Annotated in this window: 23 protein-coding genes; 7 read left to right on the top strand and 16 right to left on the bottom strand. The window is 71.0% G+C overall.

What is annotated here, in order from left to right; all coding sequences use genetic code 11:
- Positions 1-32 precede the first annotated feature (32 nt).
- Both ACZ6S6_RS20380 and ACZ6S6_RS20375 read right to left on the bottom strand, forming a co-directional pair.
- Positions 33-704 carry a methionine ABC transporter permease gene (locus ACZ6S6_RS20380; RefSeq protein ID WP_362963322.1) on the bottom strand — a complete coding sequence of 224 codons (672 nt, stop codon included), beginning with the start codon at positions 702-704 and terminating at the stop codon, positions 33-35.
- On the bottom strand, positions 701-1,774 hold the full coding sequence (locus ACZ6S6_RS20375; RefSeq protein WP_362963320.1) for a methionine ABC transporter ATP-binding protein: 1,074 nt from the start codon (positions 1,772-1,774) through the stop codon (positions 701-703). Before ACZ6S6_RS20375 ends, ACZ6S6_RS20380 begins: the two co-directional genes overlap by 4 nt.
- 616 nt (positions 1,775-2,390) lie before the next feature.
- Between ACZ6S6_RS20375 and ACZ6S6_RS20370 the strand changes: the two genes are divergently transcribed.
- Positions 2,391-2,750 carry a hypothetical protein gene (locus tag ACZ6S6_RS20370; protein WP_362963318.1) on the top strand — a complete coding sequence of 120 codons (360 nt, stop codon included), beginning with the start codon at positions 2,391-2,393 and terminating at the stop codon, positions 2,748-2,750.
- Between the two features lie 2 nt (positions 2,751-2,752).
- The gene (locus ACZ6S6_RS20365; protein WP_362963316.1) at positions 2,753-3,217 is read left to right on the top strand and encodes a hypothetical protein; all 465 of its coding nucleotides are present in this window, start codon (positions 2,753-2,755) and stop codon (positions 3,215-3,217) included.
- Positions 3,218-3,274: 57 nt separating this feature from the next.
- Here ACZ6S6_RS20365 and ACZ6S6_RS20360 read toward each other — a convergent pair whose 3' ends face one another.
- The 3 genes from ACZ6S6_RS20360 to ACZ6S6_RS20350 all read right to left on the bottom strand — a co-directional run bounded on the left by ACZ6S6_RS20360 (position 3,275) and on the right by ACZ6S6_RS20350 (position 5,687).
- Positions 3,275-3,778 (bottom strand): GNAT family N-acetyltransferase, encoded by a 504-nt coding sequence (locus tag ACZ6S6_RS20360; protein WP_469706526.1) that lies wholly within the window; start codon positions 3,776-3,778, stop codon positions 3,275-3,277.
- A 37-nt stretch (positions 3,779-3,815) separates the two neighbouring features.
- Positions 3,816-4,382, bottom strand: coding sequence for a sigma-70 family RNA polymerase sigma factor (locus ACZ6S6_RS20355; RefSeq protein WP_469706441.1), 567 nt, complete (start codon positions 4,380-4,382; stop codon positions 3,816-3,818).
- 126 nt (positions 4,383-4,508) lie between these two features.
- Positions 4,509-5,687: a glycerophosphodiester phosphodiesterase gene (locus ACZ6S6_RS20350; protein WP_469706440.1), complete on the bottom strand. Its 1,179-nt coding sequence runs from the start codon at positions 5,685-5,687 to the stop codon at positions 4,509-4,511.
- A gap of 232 nt (positions 5,688-5,919) precedes the next feature.
- Here ACZ6S6_RS20350 and ACZ6S6_RS20345 point away from each other — a divergent pair, with 232 nt between their 5' ends.
- Positions 5,920-6,591, top strand: a complete 672-nt coding sequence (locus tag ACZ6S6_RS20345) for a lysophospholipid acyltransferase family protein (RefSeq protein WP_326596145.1) — start codon at positions 5,920-5,922, stop codon at positions 6,589-6,591.
- Between the two features lie 127 nt (positions 6,592-6,718).
- Here ACZ6S6_RS20345 and ACZ6S6_RS20340 read toward each other — a convergent pair whose 3' ends face one another.
- Both ACZ6S6_RS20340 and ACZ6S6_RS20335 read right to left on the bottom strand, forming a co-directional pair.
- Positions 6,719-8,263, bottom strand: coding sequence for an MFS transporter (locus tag ACZ6S6_RS20340; RefSeq protein ID WP_362963310.1), 1,545 nt, complete (start codon positions 8,261-8,263; stop codon positions 6,719-6,721).
- Positions 8,260-8,811, bottom strand: coding sequence for a TetR/AcrR family transcriptional regulator (locus ACZ6S6_RS20335; protein ID WP_362963308.1), 552 nt, complete (start codon positions 8,809-8,811; stop codon positions 8,260-8,262). The genes ACZ6S6_RS20340 and ACZ6S6_RS20335 overlap by 4 nt, the downstream gene beginning before the upstream one ends.
- 740 nt (positions 8,812-9,551) lie before the next feature.
- On the opposite strand from ACZ6S6_RS20335, the gene helR reads away from it, so the two are divergent.
- Positions 9,552-11,699, top strand: coding sequence for an RNA polymerase recycling motor ATPase HelR (gene helR, locus ACZ6S6_RS20330; protein ID WP_469706438.1), 2,148 nt, complete (start codon positions 9,552-9,554; stop codon positions 11,697-11,699).
- Positions 11,700-11,738: 39 nt separating this feature from the next.
- On the opposite strand, the gene ACZ6S6_RS20325 is transcribed toward helR, so the two are convergent.
- From ACZ6S6_RS20325 to ACZ6S6_RS20310, 4 genes are all read right to left on the bottom strand, one after another.
- Positions 11,739-12,710: an aldo/keto reductase gene (locus tag ACZ6S6_RS20325; protein ID WP_362963368.1), complete on the bottom strand. Its 972-nt coding sequence runs from the start codon at positions 12,708-12,710 to the stop codon at positions 11,739-11,741.
- Between the two features lie 133 nt (positions 12,711-12,843).
- Positions 12,844-14,277, bottom strand: coding sequence for an argininosuccinate lyase (argH, locus tag ACZ6S6_RS20320; protein ID WP_362963304.1), 1,434 nt, complete (start codon positions 14,275-14,277; stop codon positions 12,844-12,846).
- 89 nt (positions 14,278-14,366) lie between these two features.
- On the bottom strand, positions 14,367-15,560 hold the full coding sequence (locus ACZ6S6_RS20315; RefSeq protein WP_469706436.1) for an argininosuccinate synthase: 1,194 nt from the start codon (positions 15,558-15,560) through the stop codon (positions 14,367-14,369).
- A 118-nt stretch (positions 15,561-15,678) separates the two neighbouring features.
- Positions 15,679-16,266 carry a TetR/AcrR family transcriptional regulator gene (locus tag ACZ6S6_RS20310; RefSeq protein WP_362963299.1) on the bottom strand — a complete coding sequence of 196 codons (588 nt, stop codon included), beginning with the start codon at positions 16,264-16,266 and terminating at the stop codon, positions 15,679-15,681.
- Positions 16,267-16,336: 70 nt separating this feature from the next.
- Here ACZ6S6_RS20310 and ACZ6S6_RS20305 point away from each other — a divergent pair, with 70 nt between their 5' ends.
- The 3 genes from ACZ6S6_RS20305 (at position 16,337) to ACZ6S6_RS20295 (ending at position 18,710) form a co-directional block, all read left to right on the top strand.
- Positions 16,337-17,230 (top strand): NADP-dependent oxidoreductase, encoded by an 894-nt coding sequence (locus ACZ6S6_RS20305; protein ID WP_362963297.1) that lies wholly within the window; start codon positions 16,337-16,339, stop codon positions 17,228-17,230.
- Between the two features lie 120 nt (positions 17,231-17,350).
- Entirely contained in the window at positions 17,351-17,944 is a 594-nt protein-coding gene (locus tag ACZ6S6_RS20300; protein WP_362963295.1) for a pyridoxamine 5'-phosphate oxidase family protein, read from the top strand.
- 64 nt (positions 17,945-18,008) lie between these two features.
- Positions 18,009-18,710, top strand: coding sequence for a L,D-transpeptidase family protein (locus tag ACZ6S6_RS20295; protein WP_469706433.1), 702 nt, complete (start codon positions 18,009-18,011; stop codon positions 18,708-18,710).
- A 3-nt stretch (positions 18,711-18,713) separates the two neighbouring features.
- On the opposite strand, the gene ACZ6S6_RS20290 is transcribed toward ACZ6S6_RS20295, so the two are convergent.
- The 5 genes from ACZ6S6_RS20290 to argC are packed head-to-tail and all read right to left on the bottom strand — an operon-like array spanning position 18,714 to position 23,541.
- Positions 18,714-19,250, bottom strand: a complete 537-nt coding sequence (locus ACZ6S6_RS20290; RefSeq protein ID WP_362963291.1) for an arginine repressor — start codon at positions 19,248-19,250, stop codon at positions 18,714-18,716.
- 25 nt (positions 19,251-19,275) lie between these two features.
- Positions 19,276-20,466: an acetylornithine transaminase gene (locus ACZ6S6_RS20285; RefSeq protein WP_362963289.1), complete on the bottom strand. Its 1,191-nt coding sequence runs from the start codon at positions 20,464-20,466 to the stop codon at positions 19,276-19,278.
- Entirely contained in the window at positions 20,463-21,365 is a 903-nt protein-coding gene (gene argB / locus ACZ6S6_RS20280; RefSeq protein WP_362963286.1) for an acetylglutamate kinase, read from the bottom strand. Before argB ends, ACZ6S6_RS20285 begins: the two co-directional genes overlap by 4 nt.
- Entirely contained in the window at positions 21,362-22,516 is a 1,155-nt protein-coding gene (argJ, locus tag ACZ6S6_RS20275; protein WP_469706432.1) for a bifunctional glutamate N-acetyltransferase/amino-acid acetyltransferase ArgJ, read from the bottom strand. The genes argB and argJ overlap by 4 nt, the downstream gene beginning before the upstream one ends.
- A complete protein-coding gene (gene argC / locus ACZ6S6_RS20270; protein ID WP_469706431.1) occupies positions 22,513-23,541 on the bottom strand; it encodes an N-acetyl-gamma-glutamyl-phosphate reductase in 1,029 nt (342 codons plus the stop codon). Before argC ends, argJ begins: the two co-directional genes overlap by 4 nt.
- Positions 23,542-23,774 lie beyond the last annotated feature (233 nt).

Below are 23,774 nucleotides of genomic sequence, written 5' to 3'. Positions count from 1 at the left end.
ACAAGGAGTGCGGGCTGTGGGGAGGGAAAGTCTCAGGAGGTGGTGCGGCCCCGGCGGGCCAGCAGGCGTACGGCTCCGTCGCCGATCAGCTGGATCACGGTCACGATGACGATCAGCAGCGCGACGGTGATGAGCATGAACCGGTTGTCGAAGCGCTGGAATCCGTAGGTGACGGCCTTGGAGCCGAGTCCTTCGCCGCCGACCGCGCCGGCCATCGCGGAGTAGCCGATGAGCACGATGACGGTGGTGGTGACACCGGAGACGAGGGACGGCAGCGCCTGCGGCAGCAGGACCTTGCGGACGATCGTCGGGATGGATCCGCCCATGGACTGGACGGCCTCGACGAGCCCGTGGTCGACCTCGCGGACCGCCGTCTCGACGAGCCGGGCGAAGAACGGGATGGCGCCGACGGCGAGCGGCACGATCATCGCGGTCGGGCCGATGAAGGTGCCGACGACCCAGGTGGTGAAGGGGATCAGGGCGATCAGCAGGATGATGAACGGCAGCGAGCGGCCGATGTTCACGATCACGCCGATGATCTTGTTCACCGGGGTGTTCCGCAGCAGTCCGCCCTTGTCGGTGAGGACGAGCAGGACGCCGAGCGGCAGTCCGACCAGGACGGTGACGGCCGCCGACCACAGCACCATGTAGAGGGTGTCGACGGTGCCCTGCGTCAGCAGCGGCTGCATTTCGGACCAGGTCACTTCGCCACCTCCTTGGTGAGCGGTGCGGGAATCAGGGCGGGGGCAGGAGCGGCGTCGGCATCGTCCGCGTCTTCGACGAGCTCGGCCTGCAGTCCCTGCTCGCGCAGGAAGCCGATGGGCACGACGTTCTCCTCGAACCGGCCGGGCAGCTCGATGCGCATCCGGCCGATCTGCTTGCCGCCGACGGTGTCCATCGCCGCACCCAGGATCGAGATGTCGATGTTGTACGTGCGGGAGAGCTGCGAGATCACCGGCCGGGCGGCGGCCTCGCCGTGGAAGGTGACGTCGACGACCGTGCGGTCGGGGCCGGAGGCGCTGCCGCCGACCGGGAACAGTTCGTGGGCGAGTTCGGAGCCGGGGGTGGCGAGCAGTTCGCCCACGGTGCCGGACTCGACGACGCGGCCCCCGCGCATCAGCGCGGCGGAATCGCAGACCGTCTTGACGACGTCCATCTCGTGCGTGATGAGCAGGACGGTGAGGCCGAGCTGCTGGTTGAGGTCGCGCAGCAACTGGAGGATGGAGCGGGTGGTCTCGGGGTCCAGCGCCGAGGTCGCCTCGTCGGAGAGCAGCACCTTGGGGTCACCGGCGAGCGCGCGGGCGATGCCGACGCGCTGCTTCTGGCCGCCGGAGAGCTGGCCGGGGTACGCCCTGGCCTTGTCGGAGAGGCCGACCAGGTCGAGGAGTTCGAGGGCCTTGCGGGACCGTTCGCGGCCGGCGACGCCGAGGATCTCCAGCGGGAGTTCGACGTTGTCCTGCACGGTGCGGGAGGCCAGCAGGTTGAAGTGCTGGAAGACCATGCCGATGCGGCTGCGCGCCTCGCGCAGTTCCCTTCCGGCCCGGCGGCCCCGGCCCGCGAGGGCCGTGAGGTCCTGGCCGGCCACGGTCACGGTGCCCGAGGTGGGGCGCTCCAGCAGGTTGACGCAGCGGATCAGGGATGATTTTCCGGCGCCGCTCTGTCCGATGACGCCGTACACCTCGCCCTCGCGGACATGCAGGTCGACGCCGTCCAGAGCGGTGACCTCACGGTCGCGCGACTGGTAGACCTTCGTGAGGCCCGTAGTGGTGATCACAGGGGTTTCCGTCACTGTCGAGTGCGCGGCGCGGTGTCCGCCGGGCACGGGGCATTCGTCCGGTGAGACTGTTCGGACGTTCGATCGGACGTTTCGAGCGGGGTCCCGGCATGGCCCGGCGCGGTGGTCACCGCGGGGCAGCGTGCTCGGACAGACTCGTCCTCGCTTTGGGGCGCGAGGCTCGGGCGGGGGCCCTCAGAAGGCGCGCATTCGACACATACAACGAGCACCGGGCGTCGTGATCGCCTCGGTCGCAAGGATGCGGCTGCTCGTCGTGGTCATGTCCCAAAGTAAAACAGACGTAACGTTCCGCCCGGACCGGCTGTCCGAATAGCGGACGAGCGTGGATGGTGTTCCAGGGCCGCCCCGCCGGCCATCGAGATTTCCAGCCGTACTGCTGTGACCTGCATTGATGTGGGTTTCTGGCGCTCGGCGGCACCATCGATCACCGGTCCGGTCCTGTCCTGCTCTGTGGCCAAGGCCACGATCCTTGTACGGCAGGGCGCCGGCGTGGAGCTCCGCGTTCAGTCGTGCGGCTCCGCGCCCTCCGGCCTCCCCGGCGCCCGGGTGCGGGGGCGCACGCGGCGGGCCGTCCGGCCCGTAATACCCTCGGCTCATGCTTGACGCCCTGACGATCGCGGTCGGCGTGGCCGCCCTCGCCCTCGCCGCCTGGTGCGGATTCGCCGCCTACCGGGACCAGCCGACCAAGGACTGGCACTTCATCGGGATGGCCGTGGTCTCGGTGCTCGCGCTGGCCCAGCTGGTGGTGGGGATCGTGCAGCTGGCCCGCGGCGAGCGGCCGGAACAGGGCATGACCATCTTCATCGCGTATCTGATCGGGGCCTTCCTCGCCGTTCCGGCGGCGGGGTTCCTGTCACTGAGCGAGCGGACCCGGTGGGGTTCGGTGACGGTGGCGGCGGGCGCGGTCGTGCTGGCCGTTCTCGAAGTACGGCTCTACGACATCTGGGGAAACTGACCGTGACCGACACCGATCGCACCCCCGCGGCAGCCACCGGCGAGAAGCAGCCCTTCGACCTGGGAACCGGTCCGGGCCGGGTACTGGTCTGGTTCTACGGCGTGTTCACCGTGGCGGCGGCGTCCCGTTCGATCGTCCAGATGATCCTGGACTTCGGCAAGGCACCCCTGGCCTATGTGCTGTCGGCCGTCGCCGCGCTCGTCTACGGCTTCATCACGTATTCGCTGGTGCGCGGCGGGGAGAAGGCGCGCAGGACGGCGCTGGTGTGCTGCGCCGCCGAGCTCGCCGGGGTGCTGATCGTGGGGACGTGGACGCTGGCCGACCCGTCCGCGTTCGCGGACACCACCGTCTGGTCGGACTTCGGCACGGGCTACCTGTTCATCCCGGTGATCCTGCCGGTCACCGGGATGATCTGGCTGCGCCGAGCGAAGACCGCCACTCAGGCGCCGGTCGAGGTCAAGCGCTGATCGAGGTCAAGCGCTGATCGAGGTCAGGCGCCGGTCGAGATCAAGCGCCGGTCGAGATCAGGCGCTGGTCACGTACGCGGCGGCCGAGGCCTCCTTCTCCAGCAGGATCATCCGGACGCCGTCCTGGCCGGTGGCGTTGCCCACGGGCGCGTAACCCGCCCGGCGGTAGAGCCGCAGGTTGTTCTCGCTGAGGTGTCCGGTGTGCAGCCGGAAGCGGGTGGCCGACCGCTGGTCGGCTAGTCCGGACTCCGCCGCCCGCAGCAGTCGGGCGCCGAGGCCGTGGCCCTGGAGCCGGGGGTGGACGCAGAGCCGCCCGATCTCCCCGACGCCGTCCTGATCCGCTGATCCCCGTACCCAACCGACGACTTCCTCACCGAGCCGTGCCACGAACACCAGGTTCGTGGCGATTTCGGTGCGCAATGAGTCGAGGGTCTGGACGAGCGGGTCGATCCGGTAGTTCCCGTACAGCTCCGCCTCGCTCTGAAAACAGAGGTACTGGAGTTTCAAGATCTGTTCGGCGTCCTGTGTGCCCGCCGCCGAGATGATCACGCTCATGCCCATCCGCGCATGCCTCCCGCTCATCTGATCCGCCGGTTGTCTACCGCTCCTTTTCCCGCAGTTCAGGAGCTACAACCTCCGCCGCCAGCATTCTGCGCAGACATCCCAGGCATCGGGAACGGATCGGACCCAAACTCCCCTGTGACATACCCAACTCCCCTGCGATTTCCCGGTAGGTGGGATCGCTCGGGGCGAGCAGCGCGCTCAGCAGGCGTGCGCAGCGGTCGGGGAGCCGGTCCACGGCCGCGCGCAGCACCCGGCGTTCGTCGGCGCCGGCGAACGCCCGCTCCGGGCAGCCGGCCGGATCGGGGGCGGTCTCGTCACGGTAGGGCCGCTCGTGCCGGGCGGTGCGGCGGGCCCGGCGGGCCTCCCACCGCACGGTGTCCCGCACCCAGCGGGCGGCGTCCGCCGGCGGCCCCTGCTCGGGCAGCCGCTCCAGCAGGCGCAGCCAGACGCTCTGTTCGAGATCGGCGGGGTCGATGGCGGCGCCGGTGGCGGAGGCCGCCGCCTCGGCGCCGGCCTCCGCGCTGACCAGTGGATACAGGGTCCGGACGACGGCTGCGGGGGCCGGGAGGGGCGGCGCCGAGGGAAGATCGAGAAGGGTCATGCACCCACCCGACGCGCTTCCGGGCCGGCCGGTGGCCGAACCGGTCGGGCACCACCCGACCGGGGCACGCCCGGCCGGGTGCTGACGGGCCCGTGCCGCCGGCGGCCATCGGCCGGGGCGGGCCCGCTACTTGCCCGTGAAGTCCGCCGCCGCGAGCAGCGCCGTGTCCGGGTTGTCGGAGAAGATCCCGTCGATGCCCGTCGCGAAGTACGTGGCGAAGGCGCCGAACGCGTCCCCGTAGGCGTTGGGGTCGCTGCCGCGCCGGAAGCCGGCGGGCAGGAAGGTGTTCTCGTTGCGCATCGTGTAGGGGTGCAGGATCAGCCCCTGGGCGTGCGCGTCGCGTACCAGGGTGGTGGGTTCGGTGAGCCCGCCGGAGCCGTCCTTGGGGATGATCAGGTCCAGGGTGGGGCCGATGCCCTGGGCGAAGGACGCCATCCACTTCAGGCCGGCGGGCTTCACCAGGTCGTCGGTGGTGCGCGGGTCTCCGGTCGCCGTGAAGTCCCAGGGCTGGGTCCCGGCGTCCGAGAGGAGGACGACGCGCGGAGTGGCGACGAGCTTCGACAGCCGCTGGATGCTGCTGGGTTCGAAGGACTGGAGGATCAGCGGCGACTGGGCGCGGTGGCGGTCGTAGCGGCGCAGCAGCTTGACGAGCCGTTCCTCCAGGCCGAGGCCGAGGCCGCGGAAGTAGGTGGGGTGCTTGGTCTCGACGTACAGCCAGACCGGCTTCCCGCGCCTGCGGCCCTCGCGGTCGGCCCAGCGCAGGACCTCCTCGAAGGTGGGGATCTCCCAGCGTCCGTCGTACAGCGTGTTCTTCTGGCGGTTGCCCGGGATGCGCTCCTTGGCGCGCAGCGTCTTCAGTTCGGCGAGGGTGAAGTCCTCGGTGAACCAGCCGGTGAGCGCGATGCCGTCGATCGTCTTCGTGGTCCTGCGGCTCGCGAACTCGGGGTGGGCGGAGACGTCGGTGGTGGCGGTGATGTCGTTCTCGTGACGGCAGACGAGGTGGCCGTCCCTGGTGGGCACCACGTCCTGCTCGATGATGTGCGCGCCCATGTCGAGGGCCAGCCGGTACGAGCCGAGGGTGTGCTCGGGGCGGTATCCGCTGGTGCCCCGGTGTCCGATGACGGTCGGCACCGGCAGGTCGAGGCGGTGTCCGGGGCCGCCGCCGTGGCCACCGGAGCGTTCCGCGGTGTTCCCGGCGGCCCGTGCCGTTCCCCCGGTCAGGCCGATGGCCGCGGTACCGAGTACGGCGGCTCCCGCGCCCATGACGGTCCGCCGTCCGGGAATGGCCTGTGCACGCTCTGTCATGAATACTCCTCGCATATGATGTCCGGCACCTGTGGAGCGAGGCCCGAGCGTAGGCAGCGCCGCGGTCCGGACGGCGGCATCTGGGCCAACATGGCGCAAACACACGTCAACAGCGTGTATCCGCTGCGTGAACCCGATGTGCGATCAGCGAGTACCCGCGAGTATCGTCCTCACCTGCATGGACCGCTCAATCCGTCGCTCGGCCGGCCCGGCCACTACACCGGAGGAACCGTTGTCCCGACTCGCACTCATCAAGGCAGTGCTCGGACCGATCCTGCGCCTGATGTTCCGGCCGCGGATGGAAGGCATCGAGAACATTCCGGGATCCGGGCCGGTGATCCTGGCGGGAAACCACCTCACGTTCATCGACTCGATGATCATGCCCATCTGCTGCGACCGGCCGGTGTTCTTCATCGGCAAGGACGAGTACGTCACGGGCAAGGGCCTCAAGGGCCGTCTGATGGCCTGGTTCTTCACGGGCGTCGGCATGATCCCGGTGGACCGGGACGGCGGCCGCGGTGGTGTCGCGGCGCTGATGACGGGCCGCCGGGTGCTGGAGGAGGGCAAGGCCTTCGCGATCTACCCGGAGGGGACCCGCTCCCCCGACGGCCGCCTCTACCGGGGCCGTACGGGCATCGCGCGGCTGACGCTGATGACGGGTGCGCCGGTCGTGCCGTTCGCGATGATCGGTACGGACAAGCTCCAGCCGGGCGGCTCCGGTGTCCCCCGGCCGGGCAAGGTCACGGTCCGCTTCGGTGAGCCGATGGAGTTCTCGCGTTACGAGGGCATGGACCGCGACCGCTATGTGCTGCGGGCGGTGACGGACTCCGTGATGGCCGAGGTGATGCGGCTGTCCGGCCAGGAGTATGTCGACATGTACGCGACGAAGGCAAAGGCCGCCTGAGCCGACGCGCGGCGCCGCGTCACGGATACGGACGAGGGCCCGTACCCCGGTTGGGGGTACGGGCCCTCGCCCGTATCCGTTCCACCCGTCCGGACCACGCGAGACGGACGGGCCTCCTCAGCCAGAACTATTCGTGCACGATGCCGTCCTCCAGCTCCTGGCCGCGCAGCAGGAACCACGCCGCGACCGCCGTCGCCAGAAGGACGGCGGCACCGAAGACCGAGGCGAGCCGCAGGCCGTCGACGAACGCCTCCTGGGCGGCGGAGACCAGGGCGGTCCCCTGCTGTCCCGTGAGCGTCTTGGCCGCTTCGACGGCTCCTCCCAGCGATTCGTGGGCGGCCGACGAGGTGGCGGCCGGCACCCCCGCCGGAGTGGCGAAGTCCTGGTAGACCCCGGTGACGATGGAGCCGAGCAGGGCGATGCCGAGAGCGGCGCCGAGCTCGTACGCCGTCTCGGAGACCGCGGACGCGGAGCCCGCGTGCTCCTTCGGGACGCTGGAGAGGATCACGTCGGACGTCACCGTGAAGGCGAAACCCGCGCCCACGCCCACGACCAGGAGGAGGGCGCCGATCAGCGGATACGCGGTGTCCTTGTGGATCGCGGCGACCGCGGCCAGCGACAGGCCGATCGCCGCGAGGCCCCCCGAGACCACGTACCGCACCGAGAACCGGCGGGCGGTGACTCCGGCCAGCAGGCCCGCGGTGACCGCGCCGACGGCCGCGGGCAGTTCGGCGAGGCCCGCCTCCAGCGGTCCGCGCCCCTGGACCAGTTGCAGGAACTGGGAGAGGAAGAAGACCAGGCCGGACAGGCCGAGGATGGTCAGCAGGTCTGCGAGCACGGCGCCGGAGAAGCCCCGGTGGCGGAAGAGCCGCATGTCCAGCAGGGGTGCGGGGAGCCGGAACTGCCGGCGTACGAACCAGACGAGCGCGGCCACTCCCCCGATGCCCGCGAGCGCGACCGGCCAGCTCCCGCCGCGCGCCGCCAGCTCCTTGATGGCGTACACGACTCCGATCATGCCGACGAGCGAGAGGCCGACGCTGATCATGTCCCACGGTCCGGGCGCGGGGTTCTTCGACTCGGGGATCAGCTTGATCCCGATCACGACGAGCACGGCCATGACCGGCAGGTTGATCAGGAAGACCGAGCCCCACCAGAAGTGCTCCAGGAGGAAGCCGCCGACGACGGGGCCGACCGCCGCACCGGCCGAGGCCATCGCCCCCCAGATGCCGATGGCGAGGCTGCGCTCGCGCGCGTCGTGGAAGAGGTTGCGGATCAGGGCGAGGGTGGACGGCATCAGAGTGGCGCCGGCGACACCCAGCAGGGCCCGCGCCACGATCATCATCTCCGGCGTCGACGCGTAGGCGTTGAGCACCGAGACCGCGCCGAAGGCGGTGGCTCCGCAGAGCAGCAGCTTCTTGCGGCCGATGCGGTCACCGAGGCTGCCCATGGAGACCAGGAGTCCGGCGATGACGAAGGAGTAGACGTCACCGATCCAGAGCAGCTGGGTGCCGGACGGCTTGAGGTCCTCGGTGAGGAACGGGGTGGCGAGGCCGAGCACGGTGGCGTCGACGGCCACCAGCAGCACCGCGAGCACGAGCACGGACAGCGCGATCCACCGCCCGGGGCGGCGCAGCTCCGTCGGGGGCTCCAGGTGCTGTTCGACGCTGCTCATTTCTCCACGCTCCGGCGTGCGCCGCCGAGCAGCAACTCGACGATCATGTACTGGAAGTCCTGTGCGGCCACCCGGCCCGCCTGGACGGCCCAGGCACCGGTGCCGATGAGCCCGTAGAGGGCCTCCGTCAGCCAGGCGGGGGTCAGGTCGATCCGGAATTCGCCGCGCTCCTGGCCGCGCCGGAAGAAGGCGGAGACGCGGGCGTCCAGCCGGTCCCAGCCGTCGTTCAGCTCATCGCCCTCGAAGAGCTGGTTCTCGGACACGAGGAAGGAGAGGAGCCCGGCGCTCGGTTCGACGGCCGCGACGAAGCGGCGCAGCGCCTCCTGCGAGGTGCCCCGGTCGAGCTCGGCGGCGTCGAGCGCTGCCTCGAACTCCTGGATTCCCAGGTTCTCCAGCGCCCTGACCAGGGCGTCCCGCCCGGCAAAGTGCCGGTGCAGGGTGGCGCGGCCGATGCCCGCGGCCTTGGCGACCTCGTCCATGGTGGCGGTCGATTTGCGGGTCAGCAGGGCGGCGGCGCTGCGCAGCACCTGCTCACGATCGAGAGTCATGAGACGAGAATAGCCCACGTGAGACATCAACGTCTCAATCGGGTGGCCGATAGATCTCTCCCAGCGGAGCCCGGCCGGCGGGCACGCGGATTCCGCTCGCGCGGTGAGTGAATTGGTCCCGATCGTCCGGCTCTCGCGCCGGGCGGGAGGAGAGCCGTCGGCGGGGCCGTATCGTGGCGGTCAGCCCCGGGTGTGCCGGGCTCCGGCCGGAGGGTCGTGAGCACGAACCCACTCCTTGCCACTTTTAACTTATAGCGCATGGGGGGGCTTGCGGCAAGACCCGGGTCATGGCGCAGAATCATCGGCCGAGGCCAGAATTTTGCGGAGATGGGTGAGTCAAGAAGTGCGTGTGCTGTTGCCGGCCGATGGGTCGCGCGGGGACGTCGGACCGCTGCCGGGACCCGCGGGGCGGTTGCGGGCAGTCGCCGCGCAGGCGCGGCTGAGCGCCCCGCCGCCGTCCCGGCTGCCCCGGTACGCGGCCGTGCCCGCCACCGGCCTGCCCGGACGGCGCTCCCGGAGGCCGCCGCGCCCCCGGCCCGGGTCCGGGTGAACCGCCCGGACCCACCGAGCCAGGACCAGGTACCCGAGAACCCGTAAACCCTGGCGACCTGAACCGCGACCAGCCACGGCGTCCACGCCGGACGGAGCTCTGCCCGTCACGGCCACCAGGCACGTCGCGCCGGTCCAGGCGCCCTGCTGCGCGCATCGACTGCAAGCGGCCCCAGATCGGAGCTGATGACGTGAACCCCCTGACCACCAGCGCGTTCGACCTTCCCGACCGCCTCTCCTCCAAGGCCGACCCGGCACTGATCGCCGGCGACGAAGAGCACTTCGCGGCCATCGCACAGTGCCTCGACGAGTCGATCGCCGAGCTGACCGAGCGCCTGGCCACCGAGCGCAGGACGCCCGGCGGTGCGGGACGGCAGGCGATGGACCGGGACGTGGAGATCCACCGGCTGACCGCCCGGCTGCGCGCGCTGCGCCGCTTCGGCCTGGACCTCTGCCTCGGGCACATGGTCGCGGCGGACGACCCCGAGCCCCTGTACATCGGACGGCTCGGCCTCACGGACAGCTCGGGCCGCCGGCTGCTCATCGACTGGCGCTCCCCCGCGGCCGAACCGTTCTTCGGAGCCACCCACGCCAACCCGATGGGGCTGGCGAGCCGCCGCAGGTACCGCTGGACCCGCGGCCGGATCAGCGACTACTGGGACGAGGTGTTCACCCCCGAGGGGTTCGCCGGGCACGCCGCGCTCGACGACCAGTCCGCCTTCATCGCCAGCCTGGGCAGCAACCGGTCGGCCCGGATGCGGGACGTACTGGGCACCATCCAGGCCGACCAGGACGCCATCATCCGCGCGGGGTCCCGCGGCGCTCTCGTCGTCGACGGGGGCCCCGGTACGGGCAAGACCGTCGTCGCCCTGCACCGCTCCGCCTACCTCCTGTACTCCGACCCCCGTCTCGGTCACCGCCGGGGCGGCGTGCTGTTCGTCGGTCCGCACCAGCCCTACCTGGGCTACGTCGCCGACGTCCTGCCCAGCCTCGGAGAGGAGGGCGTGCAGACCTGCACCCTGCGGGACCTCGTGCGCGAAGGGGCCGAGGCGGGGGCCGAGGCCGACCCCGAGGTGGCCCGCCTGAAGTCCTCCAGGAGTCTGGTGGCGGCGGTCGACGCGGCCGCCAGGTTCTACGAGGAGCCGCCCGTCAAGGGGATGACGGTCACGACCCACTGGTCCGACATCCAGCTGAGCGCCGGCGACTGGGCCGTGGCGTTCGACGCGGCGGAACCCGGCACTCCGCACAACGAGGCGCGCGACCAGGTCCGGGAGGAGCTGCTCACGATCCTGGTCGACAAGCACGAGGGCGACGTCTCGGACGAGGTGCTGCGCAAGTCGCTGCTGAAGAACCGGGAGCTGCTCACGACCTTCGACCGCGCGTGGCCGCTCCTTGAGGCGGCCGACGTCGTCGGGGACCTGTGGTCGGTCCCCGCCTACCTGCGCAGATGCGCCCCCTGGCTCAGCCCCGACGAGGTGGCGCGGCTCCAGCGGGCGGACCCCCAGGCCTGGACGGTGTCCGATCTGCCGTACCTGGACGCGGCGCGGCAACGGCTGGGCGACCCGGAGGCGTCCCGGCGCAGCCGTCGGCACCAGGCGGCGCTCGCCGCCGACCGCGAGCACATGGACAAGGTCATCGACACCCTGTTGCAGGCCGACGACGACGGCGAGGGCGCGGTGACGATGCTGCACGGGAAGGACCTTCAGGAGGCCCTGGTCGACGACAGCGCAGTGCCCGGCACCGAACCGGACCTGCTCGCCGGCCCGTTCGCGCACATCGTCGTGGACGAGGCCCAGGAACTGACCGACGCGGAGTGGCAGATGCTGCTGATCCGGTGCCCGTCCGGGAGCTTCACCATCGTCGGGGACCGTGCCCAGGCCCGGCACGGGTTCACCGAGTCGTGGCAGGAACGGCTGAGGCGGATCGGGCTCGACCGGATCAACCTGGCCTCCCTGAGCATCAACTACCGGACGCCGGAGGAGATCATGGCGGAGGCCGAGCCGGTCATCCGGGCCGTGCTCCCGGACGCCAACGTCCCGGCCTCCGTCCGCAGCAGCGGGCTCCCCGTCGTGCACGGATCGGCCGCGGACCTGGGCTCGGTGCTGGACACCTGGCTCGCCGCACACACCGACGGGATCGCCTGCGTCGTCGGCGATCCCACGTTCCGCTCGACGCCCCGCGTCCGGTCGCTGGCCCCGGAGCTGACCAAGGGGCTCGAATTCGACCTGGTCGTCCTCATCGACCCGGAGACGTTCGGCGAGGGCATCGAAGGAGCGGTCGACCGCTATGTCGCGATGACCCGGGCGACGCAGCAGCTCGTCATCCTCACCAGCCCCTGACACGGGAGCGGACGTACGTCCGCTCCCGGCCGGGGCGGCTCAGCTCCAGGGCAGCGACGCGCGGTGCCTCCAGTACGCCTCCGGCTCCTCCACCAGTGCGTCCAGCCGGGCGCGCCGCTCCTCGTCGAGGTCGAGGGCGGCCGCGTGGAGGTTGCCGGCGAGCTGGCCGACGGTCGCCGCGCCGGAGAGCACGACCCCGGCCCACGGCTGGTGGAGCACCAGCGCCAGGGCCACCGCGTCGCTGCCGAGCCCCTCCTCGGTGGCGATCTCCCGCACCGCGGCGGGGGCCTCCGTGCCCGCGAGCCGGCCGTTGGCCATGGCCTCCTTGACGATCACGGTGAGTCCGGCGGCGTGGGCGTCGGCCAGTGCCGGTCCGGCCGAGGTCTCCAGCGCGTTGTAGGTGGCCTGGACGGTACGGAAGAGGGGCTCGCCGTCGACCGTGACGGTGAGGGCGGCCCGGATCGCGTCGGCCTGCGCGGGCCCGCTGGTGGAGAGGCCGACGCTGACTCCTTCGGCGGCGAGCGCGGCGAGGCGGGCGTGCAGCTCCTTGTCCGTCAGGGCCGGGCTGTCCGCGGTGACGGAGTGGATCTGGTAGAGGTCGAGCCGGTCGCCGAGCAGCTCGGCGGTCTCGGCGCGCTGGCGCTCGTAGGCGGCGAGGCTGTGGTCCTTGACCTCGTGCGCCTCGGCGTCGACGTTCCAGTCGGCGGTGTAGGTGTAGCCCCACTTGCTCCCGATGACGACGTCGCGCACCTCGGGCCGGGCCTTCAGCCAGTCGGCGAGGAACTCCTCGGAGCGGCCGTAGGAGCGGGCCGCGTCGAAGTAGCGGACGCCCTGTGCGTAGGCGGCGTCGAGCAGTTCGTGGGTACGGGAGCGCAGCGCGTCGGCGGTGCGCTCGTCGGGCAGGTCGCGGTCACGGTGGAGATTGATGTAGCCGGGCCTGCCGACCGCTGCCAGGCCGAGCCCGATGTGGGCGGTCGGGGTGGTGGTGCTGGCCAGTCGGGCGAAGGGCATCGCGGGCTCCTCGTGGTCGGTGGGGAACGCGGCCGGGTCCGTCCGGCCCCGGTCCGCCGCGCAGGTCATGGGGCCTGCCCGGACCTGGTCCGGACAGGCCCCATGACCCAACGTAGCCCGCGATGCCGTCCGGCTACCGGCGGGCGGTCGCCCAGGCGTGCTGCGTCGCGAGATCGGCCTTGACCTCGGCGAGCTGTACGGCGACCGCGGAGGGTGCCGTGCCGCCGCGGGCGTTGCGGGAGGCCAGTGCGCCGGCCACGTCGAGGACCGTGCGGACCTCGGGGGTGAGGTGCTCGGAGATCTTCGCGAACTGCTCGTCGGTCAGCTCGTCGAGCTCGATGCCGTGCAGCTCGCACTCCTTGACGCAGCTGCCGGCGACCTCGTGGGCGACGCGGAAGGGCACGCCCTGCTTGACCAGCCACTCGGCGATGTCGGTGGCGAGCGAGAAGCCGGCCGGGGCCAGCTCCTCCATGCGCTCGCGGTTGACGGTGAGCGTGGCCATCATGCCGGTGAAGGCGGGCAGCAGGACTTCGAGCTGGTCGCAGGAGTCGAAGACCGGCTCCTTGTCCTCCTGGAGGTCGCGGTTGTACGCGAGCGGCAGGGCCTTCAGCGTGGCCATCAGCCCGGTGAGGTTGCCGATGAGCCGTCCGGACTTGCCCCGCGCCAGTTCCGCGATGTCGGGGTTCTTCTTCTGCGGCATGATCGAGGAGCCGGTGGAGAAGGCGTCGTGGAGGGTGACGAAGGAGAACTCCTTCGTGTTCCAGATGATGATCTCCTCGGCGATCCGGGAGAGGTTGATGCCGATCATCGCGGTGATGAACGCGAACTCCGCGACGAAGTCCCGCGAGGCCGTGCCGTCGATGGAGTTGGCCACCGAACCGCGCTCGAAGCCGAGATCGGCCGCGACCGCCTCCGGGTCGAGGCCGAGCGACGAACCGGCCAGGGCGCCCGAACCGTACGGCGAGACGGCGGTCCGCTCGTCCCACTGGCGCAGCCGCTCGGCATCCCTGGACAGGGGCTGCACATGGGCCAGGATGTGGTGGGCGAAGAGCACGGGCTGGGCGTGCTGGAGGTGCGTGCGGCCGGGCATGGCCACATCCGGGTGGGCCTCGGCGAGGCCGACCAGGGCGTCCTGCAGCTCGGCGACGAGACCGCCGATGATCCGGGCGTGGTCGCGCAGGTACATCCGGAAGAGCGTGGCGATCTGGTCGTTGCGGGAGCGTCCGGCCCGCAGCTTGCCGCCGAGGTCGGGGCCGAGCCGCTCCAGCAGACCGCGCTCAAGGGCGGTGTGGACGTCCTCGTCGGCGACGGTGCCGGTGAACGAGCCGTCGGCGACGTCCGCCTCCAGCTGGTCGAGGCCGGCGGTCATCCGCTTCAGCTCGTCCTCGGTGAGCAGGCCCGCCTTGTTGAGTACGCGTGCGTGGGCGCGGGAGCCGGCGATGTCGTACGGCGCGAGGCGCCAGTCGAAGTGGACGGACGCGGACAGCTTGGCCAGCGCCTCGGCCGGACCGTCGGCGAACCGGGCGCCCCAGAGGCGTACGTCGCTGTTGCCGTTGCCGTTGCTCACTGCGTGCTCCTCGGAAGAACAAGGGGGTTGGATGTGCGACCGCCTCCCCGCGCGGACGGCCGGGGAGGCGGTGACGTAACGGGGAGGGGTCAGGCCAGGTCACGCTTGGCGGCGATCTTCGACGAGAGGCCGAAGATCTCGATGAAGCCCTGTGCCTTGGACTGGTCGAAGGTGTCGCCGGAGTCGTAGGTGGCGAGGTTGAAGTCGTACAGCGACTCGCTGGACCGGCGGCCGGTGACGACGGCGCCGCCGGCGTGCAGGGTCATCCGGATGTCGCCGGTGACGTGCTGGTTGGCCTCGTTGATGAAGCCGTCCAGGGCGCGCTTGAGCGGGGAGAACCACAGGCCGTCGTAGACCATCTCGCCCCAGCGCTGCTCGACCTGCCGCTTGTAGCGGGCCAGTTCGCGCTCGACGGTGACGTTCTCCAGCTCCTGGTGGGCGGTGATCAGTGCGATCGCGCCCGGTGCCTCGTACACCTCACGGGACTTGATGCCCACGAGCCGGTCCTCGACCATGTCGATCCGGCCGATGCCCTGGCCGCCGGCCCGCTCGTTGAGCTGCTGGATGGCCTGGAGCACGGTGACGGGCCTGCCGTCGAGGGCGACCGGCACCCCCTCCTTGAAGGAGATGACGACCTCGTCGGCCTCGCGCGGGGCGGCCGGGTCCGCGGTGTACTCGTAGATGTCCTCGATCGGCGCGTTCCAGATGTCCTCCAGGAAGCCCGTCTCGACCGCGCGCCCGAAGACGTTCTGGTCGATGGAGTACGGGGACTTCTTGGTGGTCGCGATCGGGAGGTTCTTCTCCTCGCAGAAGGCGATCGCCTTGTCCCGGGTCATCGCGTAGTCGCGGACCGGGGCGATGCACTTCAGGTCGGGGCCGAGCGCGGAGATGCCGGCCTCGAAGCGGACCTGGTCGTTGCCCTTGCCGGTGCAGCCGTGGGCGACGACGCTCGCGCCGTGCTTGTGGGCGGCGGCCACCAGGTGCTTGACGATGGCCGGCCGGGAGAGCGCCGAGACCAGCGGGTAGCGGTCCATGTAGAGGGCGTTGGCCTTGATCGCCGGGAGGCAGTACTCCTGGGCGAACTCGTCCTTCGCGTCGGCGACCTCGGCCTCGACCGCACCGCAGGCGAGCGCGCGCTTGCGGATGACGTCCAGGTCCTCGCCGCCCTGGCCGACGTCCACCGCGACGGCGATGACCTCGGCGCCCGTCTCCTCGGCGATCCAGCCGATGGCGACGGAGGTGTCCAGGCCGCCCGAGTAGGCGAGTACGACGCGCTCGGTCACGGGTTTCTCCTCACGGTGCGATCACTGACAGGTATAACTATGCGTTCCTCTGTATGGTTTGTCAAAGTTGCAGGTGAGGGCGGGCCCGGAAGCCCCATCCCCGCGCCCGGGAAGCCCCTCACGCACGCGGAGAGGAGTGGGCGACCTCCCAGGCCGCCTCGATCATCCGGAAGATCTCGTCCACCGCGGCGTCCGGATCGGCTTCCTCGCGGGCCAGCGAATAGGTGTCGACCACGAACCTCGCGATCGCCCGGCAGGCCGTCGGGGTCAGCGACAGGCCGGGGTCTGCGGCGAGGGCAGCCGCCAGCGACTCGGCGTGGCGCAGCCTCATGGACTCCTCGTACTCCCGCAGGGCGGGCGATTCGACGACCATGCGCCAGACCGGGGCGGCGCCGTCTGCCCGGCAGTGCCGGACCAGGACCAGGATCTCGCGGCGCAGCGCGGTGATGAGCGGCTCGTGCGGCGCACGGTCGGTGACCGCTCCGGTGAGGCGTTGCTCGAAGTCGTCGTCCCGCTCGAACACCAGGGCCTCTTTGGAGGCGAAGTGGGAGAAGAGCGTGGTGACGGCCACGTCGGCCTCGGCGGCCACGTCACGGATACCCACCGCGTCGTACCCCCGCTCCAGGAAGAGCCGCATCGCGGTGTCAGCGATCTTCTGGCGGGTCGCGGCCTTCTTGCGCTCACGGCGTCCGGACTGCACGGTCATGGCCTGACACTATCAGGTACAAAACAATAACCGTGCTTAAACGCTAACCGTTAGTGTTACGGTCGGCCGCATGAGAAAAGTGAGCTTCGCCGAGTTCGGCGGCCCGGAGGTCCTGCACCTCATAGATGCCGAGGAGCCCCACGCGGGCCCCGGCCGGATACGCATCGCCGTGCGGGCGGCGGGCGTGAATCCCGTCGACTGGAGAATCCGTGAGGGCCAGATCCTGGGGGCCCATCCGGTCGAGCTGCCCGCAGGAGTCGGGCTGGACGCCTCCGGGGTGGTGGACGAGGTCGGTGCGGGCGTCGAAGGGGTCGAGGCCGGCGACCGCGTGTTCGGCGAGGGTTCGAGCACCTATGCCGAGTTCGCCGTGCTGTCTGCCTGGGCGCTGATGCCCGAGGGGCTGACGTTCGGCGAGGCGGCCGGGTACCCCTCCGTGGTGGAGACCGCGCTGCGCGTCATCCGACAGGTCGGTGTGCGGCCCGGACAGACGCTGCTGGCCAGCGGCGCGTCCGGAGGAGTCGGATCGGCGGTGCTGCAGATCGCCCGCGCCCGCGGCATCAGGGTGATCGGCACGGCCGGGGCCGCCAACCAGGACTACCTGCGCGGCCTGGGTGCCGTCGCCACGACGTACGGCGAGGGCTGGGTCGAGCGGGTGCGGCGGCTCGGCCCGGTCGACGCGGCCCTCGACCTGGCCGGCTCGGGGGTGATCCGCGAGCTGGTCGCGCTGACCGGGGACCCGGGGAAGGTGATCTCCATCGCCGATCTCTCGGCGGCGGAGTTCGGCGTCCGGTTCTCCGGCGTGGCCGGGAGCGTGCCCGATGCGCTCGCCGAGGCCGTCGGCCTCATCTCGCGGGGAGAGCTGCACATCCCGGTCGAGAAGGCGTACCCGCTCGCCGAGGCCGCGGCGGCGCACATCGACAGCCGGGCCGGTCATGCGCGCGGGCGCCGGATCATCGTCGTCTGAGCCGGTTCCCGAGGCTTCCCGGGCGGCGGTGAACGTGCGTACTGCCGCCCGGCCTGCCACGCCTGTCCCACGGGCTGGAAACCCCCGTTGCCGGGGGAGGCGGAGCGGATAATCGCCCCCATGGGAAAGACATACGAACGCATCGACGGGCGGCTGCGGACCTTCATCGAGGAACAGCACATCTTTTTCACGGCGACCGCACCGCTGGACGGCGACGGCACGGTCAACCTCTCTCCCAAGGGCGTCAGCGGTTCCTTCGTGCTGCTCGACGAGCTGCGGATGGCGTACCTGGACTTCGCCGGCAGCAATGCGGAGACGGTGGCGCACCTCCGCGAGAACGGCCGGATCACGCTGATGTGGTGCGCCTTCCAGGGGCCGCCGACCATCGTGCGGGTGCACGGCCGCGGAGAGCCGGTCTTCCGCGACGATCCCCGCTTCGCCGGGCTGCTCGAACGGTTCGACGGGGTGGACCACACCCGGCACGGGCTCCGGGCGATCATCGTGGTGACGGCCGAACTGATCCGGGACAGCTGCGGATACGCGGTCCCCTTCATGTCGTACGACGAGGACCGGCCGCTGCACGCCAAGCGCTTCGCACGTGACGACGACGCCTCGCTCAGCGCCTACTTCGCGAAGAAGGAGCACATCGCCACCAGCATCGACGGGCTGCCGGGGCTGCCGCTCCCGCTGCCCCCCATGCCGCCCGCGCGGTGAGCGGTTGGGCCGTACGGAGCAGGTGGGCGGGTGGCGGCGCACGGGCCGGTCTACGGTCCGGGACATGCGCAGATGTCTGGTGACCTGTTCGGTACTGCTCGCCCTCGCCGCCCTGACCGGGGCCCGGCCCCCGGCGGCCCCGCCGCTGCCGCAGCGGCTGGCCGACACGGGCGGCGGCTCCCAGCTGATCACGGCCCAGGCCTCCGCCACGGGGGCCATCACGGGCACGGTCACCTGGTGGAACCTGCGCTCCGGCCGCTGGGTGGCGGCGGGATCGGCGCCCGCCAGGTTCGGGGCGAACGGGCTGGCCGAGGGCGCCTCGCGTAAGCAGGGCACGAACACCACGCCCACCGGTCTGTACGACCTGCCGTACGCCTTCGGGGTGGCGGCCGCCCCGCCCGGCACCCGCTACCCCTACCGCCGGGTCCACGAGGGGTCCTGGTGGTGTCAGGACAACGCGGCGCGGGCGTACAACCGGTGGGTGGAGCCGCGCCCCGCCGACTGCCGGGCGTCGGAGGCCGAGCAGCTGATCACGTATCCGGCGCAGTACGCCCGTGCGCTCGTCGTGGGGTTCAACTACCACCGTCCGGTGCGCGGGCGGGGGGCCGGGATCTTCCTGCACGTCAACGGGCGTGGTGCGACCGCCGGTTGTGTCTCCGTACCGGCGGCCGCGATGGACCGGATCCTGGCCTGGGCCGATCCGGCCCGTCGTCCGCACCTCGCGATCGGGACCCGCTCGGGCCCGACCGCGATCACGCGCTACTGACCGTCAGCGCTCGTTCTGTGCGAGCCGCAGCAGATGGTCGGCGAGCGCCTGTCCGCCCGCCGGGTCGCGGCTGATCAGCATCAGCGTGTCGTCACCGGCGATGGTGCCGAGGATGTCGTGCAGTTCGGCCTGGTCGATGGACGAGGCGAGGAACTGGGCGGCGCCCGGAGGCGTCCGCAGCACCACGAGGTTGGCCGAGGCCTCCGCCGAGATGAGCAGTTCGGCGGAGAGGCGCCGCATCCGCTCCTCCTTCGCGGAGCCGCCGAGCGGGGCGTGCGGGGTACGGAAACCGCCCTCGCTCGGCACCGCGTAGATCAGCTCGCCGCCGGTGTTGCGGATCTTCACCGCACCCAGTTCGTCCAGATCCCGGGAGAGCGTCGCCTGGGTGACGCTCAGCCCGTCGTCCGCGAGGAGCTTGGCCAGCTGGCTCTGCGAGCGCACCGGCAGCCGGTTCAGGATGTCCACGATCCGGCGGTGGCGTGCCGTGCGGGTCTGCGGCACGGACGGCCCGCCGTGCTCGGATTCCTGCGCCTCGGTCATCGTCGTCGCCTCATTCTCCGGAACGTCATTCTCCGGATCGTCCGTATGCCGCGTCGAGTATGCCGGGAAGCGCCTGGAGGAACGTGTCCACCTCTTCGTCACCGATGATCAGCGGCGGCATCAGCCGTACGACATCGGGCGCGGGTGCGTTCACCAGGAGTCCGGCTCCCTGAGCCGCCTGCTGCACCTGGGGTGCGAGGGGCTCGGTGAGCACGATACCCAGCAGCAGGCCGGAGCCCCGGACATGGGAGACCAAGGGGTGTCCAAGCCCCTCCACGCCCTCCCGGATCCGTTCGCCGAGCCGCTTCACGTTGTCCAGCGCGCCGTCGGCCGCCAGGGTGTCCAGGACCGCGAGACCGGCGGCGCAGGCGACCGGGTTGCCGCCGAACGTCGTGCCGTGCTGGCCGGGCTCCAGCAGGTCGGCGGCCGCGCCGAACGCCACCGTGGCGCCGATCGGCAGTCCGCCGCCGAGCCCCTTGGCGAGGGTGACGAGGTCGGGCTCGACACCCTGGTGCGCCTGGTGCTCGAACCAGGTGCCGCACCGGCCGATCCCGGTCTGCACCTCGTCGAGCACGAGCAGGGTGCCGGTGGCCCGGGTGATCTCCCGGGCCGCCTCCAGATAGCCCTTGGGCGGGACGACCACGCCGTTCTCGCCCTGGATCGGCTCGATGACGAGCAGCGCGGTGCCGGTGGTCACCGCGGCCCGCAGCGCCTCGACGTCCCCGTAGGGGACATGGGTGACGTCGCCGGGCAGCGGGGTGAAGGGCTCGCGCTTCTTCGGCTGGCCGGTGAGCGCGAGAGCGCCCATCGTGCGGCCGTGGAAGGCGCCGTCGGTGGCGACCATGTGGCCGCGCCCGGTCAGCCGGCCGATCTTGAACGCGGCCTCGTTGGCCTCGGCGCCCGAGTTGGAGAAGAAGACCTTCCCGGTGCGGCCGAAGAGCTGGAGCAGCCGTTCGGCGAGCGCGACGGGCGGTTCGGCGATGAAGAGGTTGGAGACGTGGCCGAGGGAGGCGATCTGAGTGGAGACGGCCTCGATGATCGCGGGGTGGGCGTGGCCCAGCGCGTTCACCGCGATGCCGCCGACGAAGTCGAGGTACCGGGTGCCGTCGGCGTCCTGGACGTACGCGCCCGATCCGCTGACGAGGGACAGCTTCGGGGTGCCGTAGTTGTCCATCAGCGCGGCCTTCCAGCGCTGCGAGAGCTCGGCGTTGGTCATGCTTCCCCCTGTGCGTCGGGCACGACCATCGTGCCGATTCCCTCGTCGGTGAAGATCTCCAGCAGGATCGAGTGCTGGACCCGTCCGTCGATGACCCGGGCGGTCTCGACGCCGTTGCGCACGGCGTGCAGGCAGCCCTGCATCTTAGGCACCATTCCGCTGGAGAGCTCCGGCAGGAGCCGCTCCAGCTCGGTGGCGGTGAGGCGGCTGATCACGTCGTCGCTGTTGGGCCAGTCCTCGTAGAGGCCCTCGACGTCGGTGAGGACCATCAGCGTCTCGGCGTCCAGCGCGGCGGCGAGCGCGGCGGCCGCGGTGTCGGCGTTGACGTTGTAGACGTGGTCGTCGTCGGCGGAGCGGGCGATGGAGGAGATGACCGGGATGCGTCCGTCGTCCAGCAGCGCCTGGATGGCCCCGGTGTCGATCGCGGTGATCTCGCCGACCCGGCCGATGTCGACGGCCTCGCCGTCGATGACGGGCCGGTGCTGGGTGGCGGTGATGGTGTGGGCGTCCTCGCCGGTCATGCCGACGGCGAGTGGCCCGTGCTGGTTGAGCAGGCCCACCAGCTCGCGCTGGACCTGTCCGGCGAGCACCATCCGTACGACGTCCATCGCCTCGGGCGTGGTGACGCGCAGCCCGGCCTTGAACTCGCTGACCAGTCCCTGCTTGTCGAGCTGGGCGCTGATCTGCGGGCCGCCGCCGTGCACGACGACGGGCTTGAGGCCGGCGTGCCGCAGGAAGACGACGTCCTGTGCGAAGGCCGCCTTCAGCTCCTCGTCGATCATGGCGTTGCCGCCGAACTTGATGACGACGGTCCTGCCGTTGTGCCGGGTCAGCCAGGGCAGCGCCTCGATGAGGATCTGCGCCTTCGGGAGTGCGGTGTGCTTCCGCGCGGCGGTCATGAGCTGTACGCGCTGTTCTCGTGGACGTAGTCCGCGGTGAGGTCGTTGGCCCAGATGACGGCCGACTCGGTGCCCGCGGCGAGGTCGGCGGTGATCCTGACCTCCCGGTAGCGCATGTCGACGAGGTCGCGGTCCTCGCCGACTCCGCCGTTCTTGCAGACCCAGACGTCGTTGATGGCGACGTTCAGCTCGTCGGGCTCGTAGGCCGCCTTCGTGGTGCCGATGGCGGACAGCACCCGGCCCCAGTTGGGGTCCTCGCCGTGGATGGCGCACTTGAGGAGGTTGTTACGGGCGATGGAGCGGCCCACCTCGACGGCGTCGTCCTCGGTCGCGGCGTTGACGACCTCGATCCGGATGTCCTTGGAGGCGCCTTCCGCGTCACCGATCAGCTGCCGGGCGAGGTCGTCGCAGACGGCCCGTACGGCCTCGGCGAACTCCCCCTGCTCCGGGGTGATTCCGCTGGCCCCCGAGGCCAGCAGCAGCACGGTGTCGTTGGTGGACATGCAGCCGTCGGAGTCGATCCGGTCGAAGGTGGTGCGGGTCGCGTCGCGCAGCGCGGTGTCGAGTCCGGCTGCGTCCACGTCGGCGTCGGTGGTGAGCACGACGAGCATGGTGGCGAGGCCGGGCGCGAGCATGCCCGCGCCCTTCGCCATTCCGCCGACGGTCCAGCCCGCACCGCCGGCGACGGCCGTCTTGTGCACGGTGTCGGTGGTCTTGATGGCGATGGCGGCCTTCTCGCCGCCGTGCTCGCTCAGGACCGCCGCGGCCTTCTCGATGCCCGGCAGCAGCTTGTCCATGGGCAGCAGCAGACCGATGAGGCCGGTCGAGGCGACGGCGATCTCACCGGCGCTGTGGCCCTTGAGGACCTCGGCGGCCTTCTCGGCGGTGGCGTGGGTGTCCTGGAAGCCCTGCGGTCCCGTACAGGCGTTGGCGCCACCGGAGTTGAGGACGACGGCGGAAACCTCGCCGCCCTTGAGGACCTGCTCCGACCAGCGGACGGGGGCGGCCTTGACACGGTTGGAGGTGAAGACGCCCGCGGCGGCGCGACGCGGACCGTTGTTGACCACGAGGGCCAGGTCCGGGTTACCGCTGTCCTTGATTCCGGCGGCGATGCCCGCCGCCGAGAATCCCTGTGCTGCCGTGACGCTCACGGTGCGACTCCGATCGTGGAAAGACCTGTGTCCTCGGGAAGTCCGAGGGCGATGTTCATGCTCTGCAGGGCGCCGCCCGCGGTGCCCTTGGCGAGGTTGTCGATGGCGCTGATGACGACGATCCGGCCGGCCGCCTCGTCGTACGCGACCTGGATCTGGACGGCGTTGGAGCCGTACACGGCGGCGGTCGCGGGCCACTGCCCCTCGGGCAGCAGATCGACGAACGGCTCGTCCGCGAAGGCCTTCTCGTACGCGGTACGGAGCACCTCGGCGCTCACGCCGGGCCTGGCCTTCGCGCTGCACGTGGCGAGGATGCCGCGGGGCATCGGCGCCAGGGTCGGCGTGAAGGAGACGGTCACCGGCTCACCGGCCGCGGCGCTGAGGTTCTGGATCATCTCGGGTGTGTGCCGGTGGACGCCGCCGACGCCGTACGGCGACATGTTGCCCATCACCTCGGACCCGAGCAGATGCGGCTTGGCAGCCTTGCCCGCGCCGGAGGTCCCCGACGCGGCGACGATCACGGCCTCGGGCTCGGCGAGCCCGGCCGCGTACGCCGGGAAGAGCGCGAGCGACACGGCGGTGGGGTAGCAGCCGGGCACCGCGATACGCTTGCTCCCCGCCAGCCCGGCGCGCCCACCGGGCAGCTCGGGCAGACCGTACGGCCAGGTTCCCGCGTGCGGCGAGGCGTAGAACTTCTCCCAGTCCGCGGCGTCCTTGAGCCGGAAGTCGGCCCCCATGTCCACCACGAGCACCTCGTCACCGAGCTGCTCCGCCACGGCGGCGGACTGCCCGTGCGGCAGCGCGAGGAACACCACGTCGTGCCCGGCGAGAACCTCGGGCGTGGTCGGCTGAAGCACCCGCCCGGCGAGCGGCCGCAGATGCGGCTGCAACGCCCCGAGCGGCTGTCCCGCGTTGGAGTTCGCGGTGAGGGCCCCGATCTCGACCTCCGGGTGGACCAGCAGAAGACGGAGCAGCTCCCCGCCGGCGTATCCGCTCGCCCCTGCCACCGCTGCACATACCACCATCGAAATCCTCCTCGTCGATGGCATGACTATACGCAGCATCGCACTTTTATGCAAAGAAAACGGACCGGCGCGGCCCGATCCCCCGGGCCGCCCCGCGACTCCCCCGGGCGACCGTGCCCCGGCAACCGCCCGCGAAGACCTTGTTGCACATATGTTGCAAGAGCAGTCAGTACGCGATAAGCGTCGAAGGCGAAGCGAAGGAAGACGCACATGGCAGCCTCTCCCGCCCCACC

The organism is Streptomyces sp. NPDC048671 (assembly GCF_055587045.1).
Note: the sequence above shows the minus strand (reverse complement) of the source record. Positions and strands in the feature narration are given on the sequence as shown.

Bases quoted from the DNA above. Each gene is read 5' to 3' on its own strand.
- ACZ6S6_RS20355 (WP_469706441.1), bottom strand. From the start codon at position 4,382: ATGACCCTTCTCGATCTTCCCTCGGCGCCGCCCCTCCCGGCCCCCGCA.
- ACZ6S6_RS20305 (WP_362963297.1), top strand. From the start codon at position 16,337: ATGAGAAAAGTGAGCTTCGCCGAGTTCGGCGGCCCGGAGGTCCTGCAC.
- ACZ6S6_RS20335 (WP_362963308.1), bottom strand. From the start codon at position 8,811: ATGACTCTCGATCGTGAGCAGGTGCTGCGCAGCGCCGCCGCCCTGCTG.
- ACZ6S6_RS20295 (WP_469706433.1), top strand. From the start codon at position 18,009: ATGCGCAGATGTCTGGTGACCTGTTCGGTACTGCTCGCCCTCGCCGCC.
- ACZ6S6_RS20325 (WP_362963368.1), bottom strand. From the start codon at position 12,710: ATGCCCTTCGCCCGACTGGCCAGCACCACCACCCCGACCGCCCACATC.
- ACZ6S6_RS20300 (WP_362963295.1), top strand. From the start codon at position 17,351: ATGGGAAAGACATACGAACGCATCGACGGGCGGCTGCGGACCTTCATC.
- ACZ6S6_RS20360 (WP_469706526.1), bottom strand. From the start codon at position 3,778: ATGGGCATGAGCGTGATCATCTCGGCGGCGGGCACACAGGACGCCGAA.
- ACZ6S6_RS20290 (WP_362963291.1), bottom strand. From the start codon at position 19,250: ATGACCGAGGCGCAGGAATCCGAGCACGGCGGGCCGTCCGTGCCGCAG.
- ACZ6S6_RS20370 (WP_362963318.1), top strand. From the start codon at position 2,391: ATGCTTGACGCCCTGACGATCGCGGTCGGCGTGGCCGCCCTCGCCCTC.
- ACZ6S6_RS20310 (WP_362963299.1), bottom strand. From the start codon at position 16,266: ATGACCGTGCAGTCCGGACGCCGTGAGCGCAAGAAGGCCGCGACCCGC.
- ACZ6S6_RS20340 (WP_362963310.1), bottom strand. From the start codon at position 8,263: ATGAGCAGCGTCGAACAGCACCTGGAGCCCCCGACGGAGCTGCGCCGC.
- ACZ6S6_RS20350 (WP_469706440.1), bottom strand. From the start codon at position 5,687: ATGACAGAGCGTGCACAGGCCATTCCCGGACGGCGGACCGTCATGGGC.
- ACZ6S6_RS20285 (WP_362963289.1), bottom strand. From the start codon at position 20,466: ATGACCAACGCCGAGCTCTCGCAGCGCTGGAAGGCCGCGCTGATGGAC.
- argB (WP_362963286.1), bottom strand. From the start codon at position 21,365: ATGACCGCCGCGCGGAAGCACACCGCACTCCCGAAGGCGCAGATCCTC.
- argC (WP_469706431.1), bottom strand. From the start codon at position 23,541: ATGGTGGTATGTGCAGCGGTGGCAGGGGCGAGCGGATACGCCGGCGGG.